A 13,178-nucleotide genomic window follows, 5' to 3' on the forward strand; every position below is an offset into this window, starting at 1 on the left:
GTTGCGGTCAGCGCAACGTTGAGGTCTCGGATTTGGCGCTAGTCAGAACGGGCGGAATCGGGGCACGCTGCAGATGCAAACGGTGCGCGGTTCCGCAGCCCCGTCCACGACAGAACCGATGACACGGAGTTCCGCCGGCAAGAGCGGACCCGCCAACCGACACTGGGAGCCTCCTCATGATCTCTATCAAGTCTCTTTCCCGCCGCGGCTTTCTGAACATGGGCGCCGCCGCGGGCGCGGGCCTGCTGCTGCCGCGAACCGGGCTGGTGCGCCCCGCCTTCGCGCAGGCGCCGCTCGCCCCCGTCGACGTCAAGGATGCGATGATCGCCTTCGGCCACACCGGCCCGGTCTCGGACGAGGGCTGGACCTGGGCGCATGACCAGGGGATGAAGGCGGTCGAGGCGGCCTTCCCGGGCATCCGCACCTCCTTCGTCGAGTCGGTCCCCTATTCGGCCGACGCCACGCGCATCTTCCGCCAGTTCGTCGCCGACGGGGCGAACATGGTCTTCGCCACCTCGAACTATGGCGATTTCCTCTATGACGTCGCCAAGCGCGCCCCCGAGGTCGCCTTCTATGAATGCGACGGCCGCACCCACATGGACAACCTCGGCACCTATTACGTGCAGCACTGGTATCCGTCCTATGTCGCGGGCATCGCCGCGGGTGCGATGTCGAAATCGGGCAAGCTCGGTTATGTCGCCTCCTTCCCGGTGCCCTCGGTCTATTCCGGCACCAACGCCTTCCTGATGGGCGCGCGCACGGTGAACCCGGCCGCGACCGTGCAGTGCATCGTCATCAACTCGTGGTTCGATCCGCAGGCCGCGACCCAGGCCGGCACCGCGCTTCTCGACAACGGCTGCGACGTGCTCTTCGGGATCATGGACGAGGCCGGCTATCTGCAGGTCGCCGAGGCGCGGGGCGCGAAGGCGGTGATGTGGAACACCGACCTGCGCCGCTATGGCCCGAAGGCCTACATCACCTCGATCATGGTCGACTTCAAACCCTTCTACGTCGAGCAGGTGCGCCGCCGCCTTGCCGGCGAATGGACGCCGACCTACGGGCTGCTGCCGATGGGCCAGGGTGTCGACCGCGACGCCTGGGGCGAGACGGTGCCGCCCGAGGTCGCCGCCAAGGCCGATGCCGCGCGCAAGAAGATGATGGAAGAGGGCTGGAGCCCCTTCGTCGGCGAGATCAAGGACTCGAAAGGCAACATCAAGGTCGCCGCAGGCCAGAAGATGACCGAGGAAGAACTCTATCACTGGGACTGGTCGATCGAGGGCGTCTCGGGCCTCGACGCCTGAGGCGGCGATGGCAGAGCCTTCGATCCAGTCGCGTCTCGGGCTGGCGCCCGGGACGCCTCCGCTTGTCTCGCTGCGCGGGGTTGGCAAGGTCTTCCCGGGCGTGATCGCCAATGCCGATGTCGATCTCGACGTCTTCCCGGGCGAGATCCACGCGCTTCTGGGCGAGAACGGCGCCGGCAAGTCGACGCTGATGAACATCCTGACCGGAATCTATCAGCCCGACGAGGGCGAGATCATCGTCGGCGGTCGCGCGGTCAGCTTCGCCTCGCCCGTCGATGCGATCGCGGCGGGCATCGGCATGGTGCACCAGCACTTCAAGCTGGTGCGCGCCTTCACCGTGGCCGAGAACATCCATCTGGGCTGGAGCGAGACGCCAAGGCGGATCTCGCGCGCGGCGCTCGAGGCGCGCACGGCCGAGCTGTCGTCGCGGCTGGGGCTGGCGGTCAATCCGGCGGCGCGGGTGGCCGAGCTGTCGACCGGCGAGCAGCAGCGCGTCGAGATCCTGCGGGTCCTTGCCCGCAAGGCGCGGGTGCTGATCCTCGACGAGCCGACGGCGGTGCTGACGCCCGCCGAGGCGCGCGAGCTTTTCGCCGCGCTGCGCGCCTTCGTGGCCGAGGGCAATGCGGTGATCTTCATCAGTCACAAGCTCGACGAGGTGCTGGAGATCGCGCATCGCGTCACCATCCTGCGGCAGGGCCGCAAGGTGGCGACCGACTGGACCGAGGCCTGCACCGAGAAGAGCCTCGCACAGCAGATGGTCGGCCGCGAGATCGTGCTGAGCGACATGCGCGGCACCGACATCGGCCGCATCGGCGCGCCGGTGCTGGCGCTCGAGGGCGTCAGCCTGATGTCCGAGGGCGTGACACTGCTGAAGAACGTCTCGCTCGAGCTGCGCGCGGGCGAGATCCTCGGCATCGCCGGGGTCGCGGGCAATGGCCAGCGCGAGCTGACGCAGGTGATGACCGGGCTTGCGGTGCCGACGACCGGCCGGGTGTGGCTGGAGGGCGCCGATGTCACCCGTGCCGGCGCGCGCAGGATCGCGGCGCAGGGCGTGGGCCATATCCCCGAGGACCGGCTGCACGCCGGCATGGCGCCGGCGCTCTCGATCACCGACAACGCGGTTCTGCGCGAATACGCGAAACCGCCGCTGTCGCTCGGGCCGCTGTTCCGGCCCTGGCGCGCGACGCGGCTCGCGCGCGAGATCGCCGCCGCGGCCGAGGTCATGGTGCCGAGCTTCGAGATGCCGGCGCGCAACCTCTCGGGCGGCAACCAGCAACGCCTCGTGGCGCGGCGCGAGATGCGCATCGCCTCGAAGGTGCTGGTTGCGGCCTATCCCTCGCGCGGGCTCGATGTCGGCGCGATCAACACGATGATGCGCTATTTCACCGAGCTGCGCGACGCCGGCGTCGCCGTGGTTCTGGTGTCCGAGGAACTGGAGGAGCTGTTGACCCTCGCTGACCGGATCGCCGTGATGTTTCATGGCGAGATCATGGGCGTCGTGCCTGCCGAGGGCGCGGATATCGAGGCGATCGGCCTGATGATGGGCGGGAGGCACGCGGCATGAGCTATCGTCTGCAACGCCTGCCGGTCGCCAAACCCTCGGTCGCCTTCGCGGCGCGCATCGCCTCGGTGGTGCTGGCGCTGCTGACCGCGGGGCTGGTGCTGAAACTCGTCGGCATGGAGCCTCTGGCGCTGGCCGGGCGGGTGCTGAAATCGACCTTCGGATCGAGCTTCGGGCTCGAGGATCTGGCGCTTCTGTTCACGCCACTCCTTTATTGCGGGCTGGCGGTCGCGGTGGCGCTGCGGATCGGGGCGTGGAACATCGGCGCCGAGGGGCAGTTCAATCTGGGCGCCTTTGCCGCGGCGGGGATCGCCCTTTTCGTGCCGGGGCCGGACTGGGCGCAGCTGCCGGCGATGGCGGTCACGGGGGCGCTGGCGGGGGCCGCCTGGATCCTGGTGCCGACGCTCGCGCGCGCCTATGCCGGCGTGTCCGAGCTGATCACAACGCTTCTTTTGAACTTCGTCGCGCTGCTCTTGGTCTATTGGGTCTCGACCGGGCCTTGGCTGGACCCGTCGGGGCATGCGCTCGCGACCACCGCGCGGCTGCCGGTCTCGGTGCCCGAATTCTGGGGCATCGTGCATTGGGGGCTGCCGGTCGCGGTGATCCTCGCCGTGGGGCTGGCCGCGGTCTTTGCCTTCACCCGCTGGGGCTATGAGGTGCGGATCGGCGGCTCGAACCCGGGGGCGGCGCGCTATGCGGGCATGCCGGTGCGGCGCCACCTGATCGCGGTGATGCTGCTTTCGGGCGCCATCGCCGGGCTGGGCGGGATGATGGAGGTCGCGGGCACCGTCGGTCGGCTGCAGGGCGGGATCTCGAACAATTACGGCTATCTCGGCATCATGGTCGCGGTGCTGGCCCGCGCTGCGCCGCTCGGCACCATCGCCACCGCCTTCCTGATGGCCACCATCCTGAACGGCGGCATCATCTTGCAGACCCAGGGGCTGACCACCCACACCGTGCTCGCGCTGACCGGGCTGATCCTGCTCTATGCGGCGATCGGCGACGAGGCCGCGAAATACCGCATCGTCAAACTCGCGAAGGGAGCGTGAGATGGATATTCTCGCAGGGCTGATCCAGACCGCCTTCCTGGCCGGCGGGGTGCTGGCGCTTGCGGCGCTGGGCGAGGTGCTGGCCGAGCGCGTGGGCGTCGTCAATCTTGGTGTCGAGGGGCTGATGGCGCTGGGCGCGATGACCGCGATCACCACCGTCGTCGCCTCGCCCCATCCCTGGCTTGGTTTCGGCGCGGCGCTGCTCGTCGGGCTGGTCGTCGGCATGGTCTATGCCTTTGCCACCGTGGTGATCCGCGCCAATCAGGTGCTGAGCGGGCTCGCGCTGACCTATATCGGCACCGGCATGGCGGCGACGCTGGGCAAGCCCGTCTCGGGCAGCCCGTCGCCCGCCACCTTCCGCCCGCTCGACCTTGGGGTCCTGTCCGATCTGCCCTTCGTCGGGCGCGCCTTCTTCAGCCACAACATCCTCGTCTACATCATCTTCCTGGTGTTGCCGGTGGTGCTGCACTGGCTGATGTTCCACACCCGCCACGGGCTGAACATGCGCGCCGTGGGCGAGAACCCGGCCGCCGCCGATGCCGCGGGCATTTCGGTGATGAAGTTCCGCTTCTGGTACACCGCGCTTGGTGCGGCGCTGGCGGCAGGTGCCGGCGCCTATCTGACGCTCGCCTTCGTGCCGAGCTGGTCCGAGGGCGTGGTCTCGGGCCGCGGCTGGATCGCCGTGGCGCTGGTGATCTTCGCGGGCTTCCGGCCGGTGAACGCGGTGCTGGCGGCGCTTCTGTTCGGCTTCGTCACCGCGCTTGGCTTCGTCGGGCAGGCGCGGAACTGGCCGGTCGCCGCCTCGATCCTGTCGATGCTGCCTTACCTTGGCACCATCGCGCTGATGATCGTGCCGGTACTGGCCTGGCAGCGGATGCGCCGGCTGATGGCCGCGCCCGAAGGCCTGACCGAACCCTATTTCCGGGACGTGCGATGAAGACCCTGTTGAAGAACATCTCGGTCCTTGCGACCTTCGACGACGCGGGCGGCCCGGCCGGGCGCGAGCTGACCGATGCGGGGCTGCTGATCGACGGCACCCGCATTGCCGCGGTCGGACCGATGGCCGACTTCGCGGACGTCGCGGCCGACCGGGTGATCGACCTGAGCGATCACGTCGTCATGCCGGGGATGGTGAACACCCACCACCATTTCTATCAGAACCTGACCCGGGTGATGGTGCAGGACGATCCGCTCTTCGACTGGCTGAAGACGCTCTATCCGATCTGGGCGCGGATCGACGACCGGGCGATGGAGGTTGCCGCGCGCATGGCGATGGCCGAGCTGATCGCCTCGGGCTGCACCACCTCCTCCGATCACCAGTATATCATGCCCAACGACTGCACCCTCGACACACCGATCCGTGTCGCGCAGGAGATGGGGATGCGCTTTCACGCGGCGCGGGGCGCGATGTCGCGCGGCGAAAGCAAGGGCGGCCTGCCGCCCGACAGCTGCGTCGAGGAGGAAGAGGACATCCTGCGCGACGCCGAGCGGCTGATCCACCGCTATCACGACATGAGCGAGGGGGCGATGACGCGCATCGTTCTGGCGCCCTGTTCGGCCTTCTCGGTGACGCCCGGGCTGATGCGCGAGGCGGCCGAGCTGGCGCGGTCGCACCGGGGGGTGCATCTGCATTCCCACATCGCCGAGGTGCTCGACGAAGAGGTCTATTGCCATGAGATCTATGGCATGCGCTCCGTGGGCTATGCCGAAAGCGTCGGCTGGCTCGGCCCCGATGTCTGGTTCGCGCATGCGATCTTCCTCGACGATGCCGAGATCCGGCTGTTCGCCGAGACCGGCACCGGCGCCACCTTCTGCCCCTCGGCGCACATGCGTTGCGGCCTTGGCATCATGCGGGCGCGCGAGATGCTCGATGCCGGGGTGACGGTGGGGCTTGGCGTCGACGGCTCGGCCTCGAACGACACCTCGAACATGTTCCAGGAGGCGCGCATGGCCCAGTATCTGCAGCGCGTCGCCCCGGCGAGATACCTGTCGGCCAAGCCCGGCGGGCGCGGCGGCTTCGGCGGCACGCCGGCGGCGCTGTCGGCGCGCGAGGCGCTGTGGATGGCGACGCGGGGCGGGGCGAAGCTGCTGGGCCGCGACGACATCGGCCAGCTCGCGCCGGGCAAGGTTGCCGACGTGATCGCGGTGCGCCGCGATCAGCTCGGCCTTGCCGGCACGCAGCGCGATCCGCTTGCCGCGCTCGTCATGTGCGGCCCCTTCGCGGTCGATTATTCCTTCATCAACGGTGTGCCGGTGATCGAGCGGCGGGGCTTCACCCGGCTCGACATCGAGGCCGCCCTTGCCGAACATGGCCAGACCATGGCGCGGATCTATGCCTGAGGAGATGGTAATGAACGCTCTTGTTCCCGAAGTGACGGATGACAGCAACGACCAGTGGTTCTGCCTTGGCTGCATTCAGGACATGCCGCAGGGCGCCCATGGCACGCGGCTTCTGGGCCATGACCTCGTGGTGACGAAACGCGGTGACCTGCTGACGGTGCGGATGGACGAGGCGGAACTGCCCGTGCGCGAGCGCTATGGCTATCTGTGGACGACGACCGGCACGCCCGCGGGCGAGGTGCCCGAGATCACCGAGGCCGACGAGCGCGACCGCCGCTATGTGCCCTGCGGCGCGATCCCGGTGCGCGCCTCGGCGCCGCGGGTGATCGAGAACTTCCTCGACATGGCGCATTTCCCCTTCGTGCACACCGACATCCTCGGCTCGGAACCGCTGACCGAGGTCGAGAAATACAAGTGCGAGATCCGCCGCGACGTTGACGAGGTCTGGGCGACGGATTGCGTCTTCACCCAGCCGAAGGCGGCGCTGGCCGCGACCGGCGCGATCCGCACCGATTACATCTATCGCGTCACCACGCCCTTCACCGTGCTGCTCTACAAGACCTGCCCGAATTCGGCGACGCGGTGGGACGTGATCTGCCTCTTCGTGCAGCCGGTCGAGCCGGGTGTCTCGATCGCGCATCCGGTGATGTTCCTGCTCGATGATGAGGGGGCGATGCAGGATCTGATTGCCTTCCAGCAGGTGATCTTCCTGCAAGACAAGATCATCCTCGAGAACCAGCGCCCGGTGCTTTTGCCGCTCGAGCCGCGGGCCGAGACGCCGACCCGCGCTGATGCCTCCTCGATCGCCTATCGGCGCTGGCTGAAGGAGAAGAACTGCCTCTATGGCACCAGCCTCGGCCCGAAGGCGGCCTGAGCGATGCGCCTGCGCCGGCTGATCGCCGATGCCTTCCACGCCCCCCGCGCGGGCGAGCTGGAGGAACTGAGCGATGCGCTCTTCACCCTGGCCGAGGACGGCACCATCCTGTCGGTCGAGCCGGGCGGCCACGCGCAGGACGCCGAGCGCCTGCCCGCGGGGCAGGTGCTGTTGCCGGGTTTTGTCGACCTGCATGTGCACGCGCCGCAATATGCCCAGCTGGGCACCGCGCTCGACCTGCCGCTCGAGGACTGGCTGAACGCCTATACCTTCCCGCTCGAGGCGCGCTTTGCCGATCTCGATTTCGCCGAGACGGTCTATCGCGCGCTGATCGCCGACATGCTGGCGCTCGGCACCACCTCGGCGCTGCATTTCGCCACGATCCATGTGCCGGCGACGAACCGGCTCGCCGAGATCTGCCTTGAACTCGGCCAGCGCGCGGTGATCGGCAAGGTGGCGATGGATCATCCCGAGACCTGCCCCGAGTTCTACCGCGACGCTTCGGCCGAGGCGGCGGTCGACGGCAGCCGCGCGGTGATCGCCCATATCGCCGCGCTGCCGGGCAATGCCGGGCTGGTCGCCGCCGCGATCACCCCGCGCTTCGTGCCGTCGTGCACCGACGCCTGCCTTGCAGGGCTCGGCCGGCTTGCCGCGGAGACCGGAGTGCGGGTGCAGTCGCATGTCTCGGAAAGCGATTGGGAACATGGCTTCGTGCGCACCCGCATGGGCCGCTCGGATGCCGAGACATTTGCCCAATTCGGCCTGATGCCGGCGCATTCGGTCTTTGCCCATGCGACGCATCTGTCGCCCTCGGACATGGATCTGATGCGCGACCATGGCGCGGGCGTCGCGCATTGCCCGCTCTCGAACGCCTATTTCGCCAATGCCGTCTTCCCGCTGCGCGCGGCGCTCGCGCGCGGGCTGCGGGTCGGGCTTGGCACCGACATCTCGGGCGGGCCCGCGCCCTCGATCTTCGAGGCGGCGCGGATGGCGGTGGCCGCGGCGCGGATGCGCGAGGGGGGCGTCGATGCCGATCGGCCGCCCTCTGATCGCGGCGCGGGGCCGTCCCGCATCGACATGCGCACCGCCTTCCACCTGGCCACCCGCGGCGGGGCCGAGGCGCTTGGCCTGCCGGTCGGCGCCTTCGTGCCGGGGCTGAAGTTCGACGCGATGGCGGTCGACACCATGGCGCCCGACGGCACGATCCGGGTCTTTGGCCAGACCGGCGAGCGGCTGTTGGAGAAGATCCTGCACGGGGCCAGCCGGCCGAATATCGCGCGGGTCTGGACCGACGGCGTCGAGCGTCTCCGCCGCTGAGGCCTATTGCAGCTGCGCCAGATCCTCGGGCGTGTCGATATCGGCCAGCAGGTGCGGCATGCAGGGCACCCGCACCACGCCGGGCGCGCCGCGCAGCAGGCTGCCCGCGCCGCGGTCGCCCTCGAGCGCGCGCAGCTCGTCGAACATCGAGGCCGGCAGGCAGACCGGCGGCGCGCCATGGCTGCCCGCCCAGGCCGAGGCCGGACGGTCGGCCGCGGCATGTTCGAGCACCTGACGCATCAGCGAGGGCGGCACCCGCGGCATGTCGGCCAGCACGATCAGCAGCCGTTCCGCGCCCGCCGCCTCGGCATGATCGACCGCGGCGCGCAGGCTGTCCGACTGCGTGCAGCCCGGGGTGACCTCGACGATCTCGTAATCGGTCAGCAGCGGGCGCAGCGCGGGCGAGGAGATCACCGCGACCCGGTCGTCGACCGGCACTGCCAGCAGGGCGTGGGCGGCATGGGTGGCAAGTGGACGGCCGCGAAAGGGCGCAAGCAGCTTGTCTTCGGCTCCGAAGCGGCGCGAGACTCCCGCCGCAAGCAAGGCACCGATGGTGCGCGTCATTCTCACCCCTTCCGCCCCGCAGGATTGACCTGCATCAAGGCCACTTTTTACCGATCCCGGCACATTACACCGGAAAGAGAGGAGAAAGCCATGAAATCCCTCGATACCAGACGGGCGGAGCTTGAAGCCCGCAAGGCGGTGTTGCTGGCGCGCGTCGATCAGATTTCCGACGACCTCGAGGAGAGCGAGGGCGAGAAGGACTGGGCCGAGCAGGCGACCTGGCACGAGACCGACGAGGTGCTGCGGGGCTTGGGCGTCTCGGCGCAGGACGAGATGCGGATGATCGAGGCGGCCGAGCGGCGCATGGCCGAGGGCGAGTATGGCTATTGCACGGTCTGCGGCGAGAAGATCTCGGAGGAACGGCTCGATCTGTTGCCGGCGACGCCTTTCTGCCGCAACCACGCGCCCAAGCGCAAAACGCCGGCCTGAACGCCCGCCCTCACCAAGCCTCTGGAAAGGGGCGGTTTTTCCTTGCAGCAGCGGGGGTTGTCCGTAAACTCTGCGAAACGGCGGAGCGGACGGGCGATGACGAAACGGGCAAGGTTGCAGCGGCGCGAGGGCGTGGCGCTCATCACTCTGGCAGGCGCGGCCGAGGCGCCGGTGGGCGCGGGCTTTGATGCCGGGCTGCGCGCGGCACTGGCGGGCGCGCTTGCCGCCTGCGATCAGGACCCCGATCTGCGCGCCATCGTGCTGCGCGCGGGCGAGGGCGGCTGGCCCGTCGCGGCCGAGGTTCCCGGGGATTACGCCGACACTGCCGAGGCGCCGCCGCTTGGCGCGCTGGCCAGCCGCATCGCCGCGGCGCGGGTGCCGGTGGTCGCTGTGCTGACCGGCACGATCGCCGGCGGCGGGCTGGCGCTGGCCCAGGCGGCGGGGCTGCGCATGGCGCTTGCGGGCACGCGTTTTGTCGCGCCGGAGGCGGGGCTTGGTCTGATTCCCGCGGCGGGTGGTCTGGTGCGGCTCGCGCGGCGCGCGGGGGCCGTCGCGACGCTCGACTTCGTTGCGGGCGGCAAGGTGCTGGATGCACAGGCTGCGATGCGGGCCGGGCTGTGCGATGCCGTGGCCTCCGAGGGGGCAATCGAATCCGCCGCCCTGACCGAGGCGTTGCGCGTGGCTGACGCGGGTGCCGCCCCGCTGCCGCCGCGCGAGGGCTCGGTCGAGGACCCGGCGCGCTATCTCGACGGGCTGGCGGCGGCACGGGCGCGGCTGCCCGAGGGGCCGCTTGCCACCGTCTTTGCCCGCGCCGCCGAGGTGATCGAGGCGGCGGCGCTGCTGCCGCTCTCCGAGGCGCTCGAATTCGAGGCGGTGGCCTATGCCGATCTGGCGCTGGCCGAGCTGTCGGCGGCGCTTGGCCATGTCGGTGCGGCGCGGCGGGCGGCAGCGCAGATCGCCGGTGCGCCGGTCGCGGGCGAGGTCCCCCGTGTCGGCGCCGTGGCGCTGTGGAACCAGCCCGACCGGATCGCGCTCGGCCTTCTGGGCCGTGGATTGCGGGTGCAGGTCGGCGCCACGAAACCCGCGCGGATCGAGGCCTCGGTGCGCGCCATCGCCGAGGCTCAGGAGGCGGCGCTGCGGGCTGGCCGCGTCAATGCCGCCAAGCGCGATGCCGACTGGGACCGGCTCGAGCCGGTTGTGGCGCCCGATGGCTTTGCGCCGGCCGATCTGCTGCTGGCCGCGCCGCAGGAGGGCGAGCTTGCCCGGTTGCGCGCGGCGCTGCCGGCGGGAACGCTTCTGGCGCTCGAGGGCGGCGGGGAGGGGGCGGAGCTGTCCTTTGACCGCTGGCCGGGGCTGGCCGAGGTCTGGGCTGCGGTGCCCGAACCCGGCGCGGCACTGCATCGCCTGGCGGCGGTGCTGCGCGCCGAGGGCGGCGCTGTCGTGCATACACGCGCCCTCGGGGCACGGCTCGAGGCGGCGCTGCTTGCCGCGGCCGAGCGCGCGGTGATGGCGGGGGCGGCGCCGGCGGCGGTCGATGCCGCGCTGATCGGCTGGGGCTTTGCCGAGGGGCCCTTCGCGCGGCTCGACCGGATCGGGCTTGCGGCCGGGCAGCGGCTTCTGGCCGCGGCGGGGCGCGCGGGCGGGGCCTATCTCGCCTGGCTCGGGCTCGAGGAGCGCACGGGGCGTGCCGCGGGGCGGGGGGTGTGGCTTTACGCGCCGGGCAAGCCGCCCGCGCCCTGGCCCGACGAGGCGCCGGTGCTCGAGGCGCTGCGGATTGAGGCCGGGATCGTGCCACGCCGGCTGACCGCGGCCGAGATCGTGGCGCGGGTACTGGCCGAGCTGGCGGGCGAGGGGGCGGCGGCGCTGCAGGCCGGGGGCGCGCATCGTGCGGGCGATGTCGACCTCGTGGCGATTGCCGCGATCGGCTTTCCGCGTCACCGCGGCGGGCCGCTGTTCCAGGCCGACCGGGCGGGGCTTCTGGCGCTGCGCAAGCGGCTGCGCGCACTGGTGGCCGAGGGCGCGCCCGAGCCGGTCACGCTGCTTGACGTGCTGATCCGCAACGGCCGGCGTTTTGGCGAACTCGACGGCTGAGCCCGTGGCTCAGCGCAGGATCACGCCGACCACGACCATCATCAGACCAAGCGCCGAGACCAGCAGCGCGCCGATGTTCAGCAGCACCGCCTGCTGCAGCTTCACCCGCAGCTCGGCATCGCTCAGCTTCGCGCGGCGGGCGCGGCCGACGGTCAGCACGCTCCAGATGATGCCGGCAAGGCCCGCCAGAACGATGATGGCGCCCGGCCAGATCAGATAGTCCATTGCTTCCTCCCGCATTTTCCCTTCCGGCGTAGCCCGGCGGGCGGCGCTTGGCAAGCAAAGGCCGGCCGGCGGCAGGCTTCGGGCGCTTGAAGCGCGGGGGCCGGCGGGCTAGTCAGGACGCACCGACCGGACCGGACGAGCAGGAGCAGACCCATGAACGATGCCGCCTATAACGTGACCGCTGACGAACTGCGCCAGTTCATCGAGCAATACGAGCATCTCGAAGCCGAGAAGAAGGACATCACCGAGCAGCAGAAGGACATCATGTCCGAGGCGAAGGCGCGCGGTTACGACACCAAGGTGATCAAGAAGATCATCGCGATGCGCAAGCGCGACCGCGACGATCTGGCCGAGGAGGAAGCGATCCTCGACATCTACAAGGCCGCGCTCGGCATGGCCTGAGCGCCGCGCAACCGTGCCGGCCCCCCGCGCGTGCGGGCAGGGTCGGCCGGTGCCGGACTGAGCCGTGCTTGGCTGAACGGTGGCGGGCTCAGGGGGCGATGAAGGTCACGCCTTCCATCGCCGCGATCTCGGCCACGTCGGCCTCGTAGGCGCGGGTGACCTGCGCCACCAGATCCTCGGTCCAGCCCGGCAGCGACAGCTCGACCTCGAGCGTCTCGGGGCGGGCGAACTTGTCGAGGAAGGCACTGACCACCTTGCGCCGCTGCGCCACCGACTGCGGCGGGTGCTGCGCCATGTAGCCGCGCAGCCGCGTCATCCCCTCGCGCGTCATGATCTCCTCGAGCAGGCTGTCCTCGCCGGCGAGCGGCACCTCGGCCGGAATCCCGCCAAGGCTGCGCAGCACCTCGGGGAAGATCAGCGGCTGGTCCTCGTTGCACCACACGACAAAGCGCAGCCCGCGCGCGGCGGCGACCATCTCGCGCACCACCGGCGCCCAGCGGAGGCTTTCCGGCGTCTGCCCCGCCATGAAGTCGTCATAGCTGCGTTCGGGCGCGCGCGCGACCAGCGCCGCGACCAGCGTCGCGGGGTTGATCAGGCCAAGGTGAAACTCGGCCTGCGCATCGGGAAAGAGATTCGCCAGCGGCTCGAGCTTGGCCGGGGCCGAGGCGTAGAACCCCGCCTCGGTCACCGCGCGGTCATAGAGGCCCAGGAAATTCGGGTGGCTGAAGATCAGCCGGCTGCCCTCGGGCGCGGCATCGCCAAGGCAGGTGGCAAGCAGGCTGGCCTGGGTTTCCGGGTCGGCAGGCTGGCCCTTCAGCGCGATCAGCGCGTCCCGCAGCGCGCCGCGATAGGCGCGCGGGGCCGGCACCACGGCTCCCACCTGCGCCAGCGCCTCCTGATTTGCCGCGAGCGTGGTGATCAGCCGGTCCTCGTCGGTGGAATGCGCGCCGAGGTGAAAGACGACCTGCATGAAAAAGTCCTTTGCTGCCCGCGGCCGAGAATAGCTGCGGATTTCTGGACAGGCA

The 13,178-nt window shown here is 70.1% G+C and carries 13 protein-coding genes; 10 read left to right on the top strand and 3 right to left on the bottom strand.

Annotated elements, in window-relative coordinates; genetic code table 11:
• The first annotated feature begins 176 nt into the window (after positions 1 to 176).
• The 7 genes from DYS74_RS09545 to DYS74_RS09575 are packed head-to-tail and all read left to right on the top strand — an operon-like array spanning position 177 to position 8,442.
• The gene (locus DYS74_RS09545) at positions 177 to 1,301 is read left to right on the top strand and encodes a BMP family ABC transporter substrate-binding protein (protein WP_121533214.1); all 1,125 of its coding nucleotides are present in this window, start codon (positions 177 to 179) and stop codon (positions 1,299 to 1,301) included.
• Between the two features lie 7 nt (positions 1,302 to 1,308).
• The gene (locus DYS74_RS09550; RefSeq protein ID WP_121533216.1) at positions 1,309 to 2,865 is read left to right on the top strand and encodes an ABC transporter ATP-binding protein; all 1,557 of its coding nucleotides are present in this window, start codon (positions 1,309 to 1,311) and stop codon (positions 2,863 to 2,865) included.
• The gene (locus tag DYS74_RS09555; protein WP_121533218.1) at positions 2,862 to 3,911 is read left to right on the top strand and encodes an ABC transporter permease; all 1,050 of its coding nucleotides are present in this window, start codon (positions 2,862 to 2,864) and stop codon (positions 3,909 to 3,911) included. The genes DYS74_RS09550 and DYS74_RS09555 overlap by 4 nt, the downstream gene beginning before the upstream one ends.
• Position 3,912: 1 nt before the next feature.
• Complete coding sequence (locus DYS74_RS09560; RefSeq protein ID WP_121533220.1) at positions 3,913 to 4,848, top strand: ABC transporter permease; 936 nt, start codon at positions 3,913 to 3,915, stop codon at positions 4,846 to 4,848.
• A complete protein-coding gene (locus DYS74_RS09565; RefSeq protein ID WP_121533222.1) occupies positions 4,845 to 6,251 on the top strand; it encodes an 8-oxoguanine deaminase in 1,407 nt (468 codons plus the stop codon). Before DYS74_RS09560 ends, DYS74_RS09565 begins: the two co-directional genes overlap by 4 nt.
• Before the next feature lie 10 nt (positions 6,252 to 6,261).
• A complete protein-coding gene (locus DYS74_RS09570; RefSeq protein ID WP_183077498.1) occupies positions 6,262 to 7,125 on the top strand; it encodes an aromatic ring-hydroxylating oxygenase subunit alpha in 864 nt (287 codons plus the stop codon).
• A gap of 3 nt (positions 7,126 to 7,128) precedes the next feature.
• Entirely contained in the window at positions 7,129 to 8,442 is a 1,314-nt protein-coding gene (locus DYS74_RS09575; protein WP_121533226.1) for an amidohydrolase family protein, read from the top strand.
• A gap of 3 nt (positions 8,443 to 8,445) precedes the next feature.
• Here the strand turns inward: DYS74_RS09575 and DYS74_RS09580 are convergent, their stop codons facing one another.
• Positions 8,446 to 9,006, bottom strand: a complete 561-nt coding sequence (locus DYS74_RS09580; protein WP_121533228.1) for a nucleotidyltransferase family protein — start codon at positions 9,004 to 9,006, stop codon at positions 8,446 to 8,448.
• Between the two features lie 90 nt (positions 9,007 to 9,096).
• On the opposite strand from DYS74_RS09580, the gene DYS74_RS09585 reads away from it, so the two are divergent.
• Positions 9,097 to 9,435, top strand: a complete 339-nt coding sequence (locus DYS74_RS09585) for a TraR/DksA family transcriptional regulator (RefSeq protein WP_121533230.1) — start codon at positions 9,097 to 9,099, stop codon at positions 9,433 to 9,435.
• Between the two features lie 96 nt (positions 9,436 to 9,531).
• Entirely contained in the window at positions 9,532 to 11,526 is a 1,995-nt protein-coding gene (locus tag DYS74_RS09590; RefSeq protein ID WP_121533232.1) for an enoyl-CoA hydratase/isomerase family protein, read from the top strand.
• A 9-nt stretch (positions 11,527 to 11,535) separates the two neighbouring features.
• On the opposite strand, the gene DYS74_RS09595 is transcribed toward DYS74_RS09590, so the two are convergent.
• On the bottom strand, positions 11,536 to 11,751 hold the full coding sequence (locus DYS74_RS09595) for a hypothetical protein (RefSeq protein ID WP_121533234.1): 216 nt from the start codon (positions 11,749 to 11,751) through the stop codon (positions 11,536 to 11,538).
• Between the two features lie 153 nt (positions 11,752 to 11,904).
• On the opposite strand from DYS74_RS09595, the gene DYS74_RS09600 reads away from it, so the two are divergent.
• Positions 11,905 to 12,153, top strand: a complete 249-nt coding sequence (locus DYS74_RS09600) for a DUF2312 domain-containing protein (RefSeq protein WP_121533236.1) — start codon at positions 11,905 to 11,907, stop codon at positions 12,151 to 12,153.
• Between the two features lie 88 nt (positions 12,154 to 12,241).
• Here the strand turns inward: DYS74_RS09600 and DYS74_RS09605 are convergent, their stop codons facing one another.
• Complete coding sequence (locus tag DYS74_RS09605) at positions 12,242 to 13,123, bottom strand: hypothetical protein (protein ID WP_121533238.1); 882 nt, start codon at positions 13,121 to 13,123, stop codon at positions 12,242 to 12,244.
• Positions 13,124 to 13,178: the final 55 nt, after the last annotated feature.

This window comes from Paenirhodobacter hankyongi (assembly GCF_003664585.1).
GTDB lineage: Bacteria > Pseudomonadota > Alphaproteobacteria > Rhodobacterales > Rhodobacteraceae > Rhodobacter > Rhodobacter hankyongi.

Coding starts and splice junctions, on each gene's coding strand:
- DYS74_RS09570 (WP_183077498.1), top strand. CDS start 6,262: ATGAACGCTCTTGTTCCCGAAGTGACGGATGACAGCAACGACCAGTGG.
- DYS74_RS09585 (WP_121533230.1), top strand. CDS start 9,097: ATGAAATCCCTCGATACCAGACGGGCGGAGCTTGAAGCCCGCAAGGCG.
- DYS74_RS09560 (WP_121533220.1), top strand. CDS start 3,913: ATGGATATTCTCGCAGGGCTGATCCAGACCGCCTTCCTGGCCGGCGGG.
- DYS74_RS09605 (WP_121533238.1), bottom strand. CDS start 13,123: ATGCAGGTCGTCTTTCACCTCGGCGCGCATTCCACCGACGAGGACCGG.
- DYS74_RS09600 (WP_121533236.1), top strand. CDS start 11,905: ATGAACGATGCCGCCTATAACGTGACCGCTGACGAACTGCGCCAGTTC.
- DYS74_RS09555 (WP_121533218.1), top strand. CDS start 2,862: ATGAGCTATCGTCTGCAACGCCTGCCGGTCGCCAAACCCTCGGTCGCC.
- DYS74_RS09575 (WP_121533226.1), top strand. CDS start 7,129: ATGCGCCTGCGCCGGCTGATCGCCGATGCCTTCCACGCCCCCCGCGCG.
- DYS74_RS09565 (WP_121533222.1), top strand. CDS start 4,845: ATGAAGACCCTGTTGAAGAACATCTCGGTCCTTGCGACCTTCGACGAC.
- DYS74_RS09590 (WP_121533232.1), top strand. CDS start 9,532: ATGACGAAACGGGCAAGGTTGCAGCGGCGCGAGGGCGTGGCGCTCATC.
- DYS74_RS09550 (WP_121533216.1), top strand. CDS start 1,309: ATGGCAGAGCCTTCGATCCAGTCGCGTCTCGGGCTGGCGCCCGGGACG.
- DYS74_RS09595 (WP_121533234.1), bottom strand. CDS start 11,751: ATGGACTATCTGATCTGGCCGGGCGCCATCATCGTTCTGGCGGGCCTT.
- DYS74_RS09580 (WP_121533228.1), bottom strand. CDS start 9,006: ATGACGCGCACCATCGGTGCCTTGCTTGCGGCGGGAGTCTCGCGCCGC.
- DYS74_RS09545 (WP_121533214.1), top strand. CDS start 177: ATGATCTCTATCAAGTCTCTTTCCCGCCGCGGCTTTCTGAACATGGGC.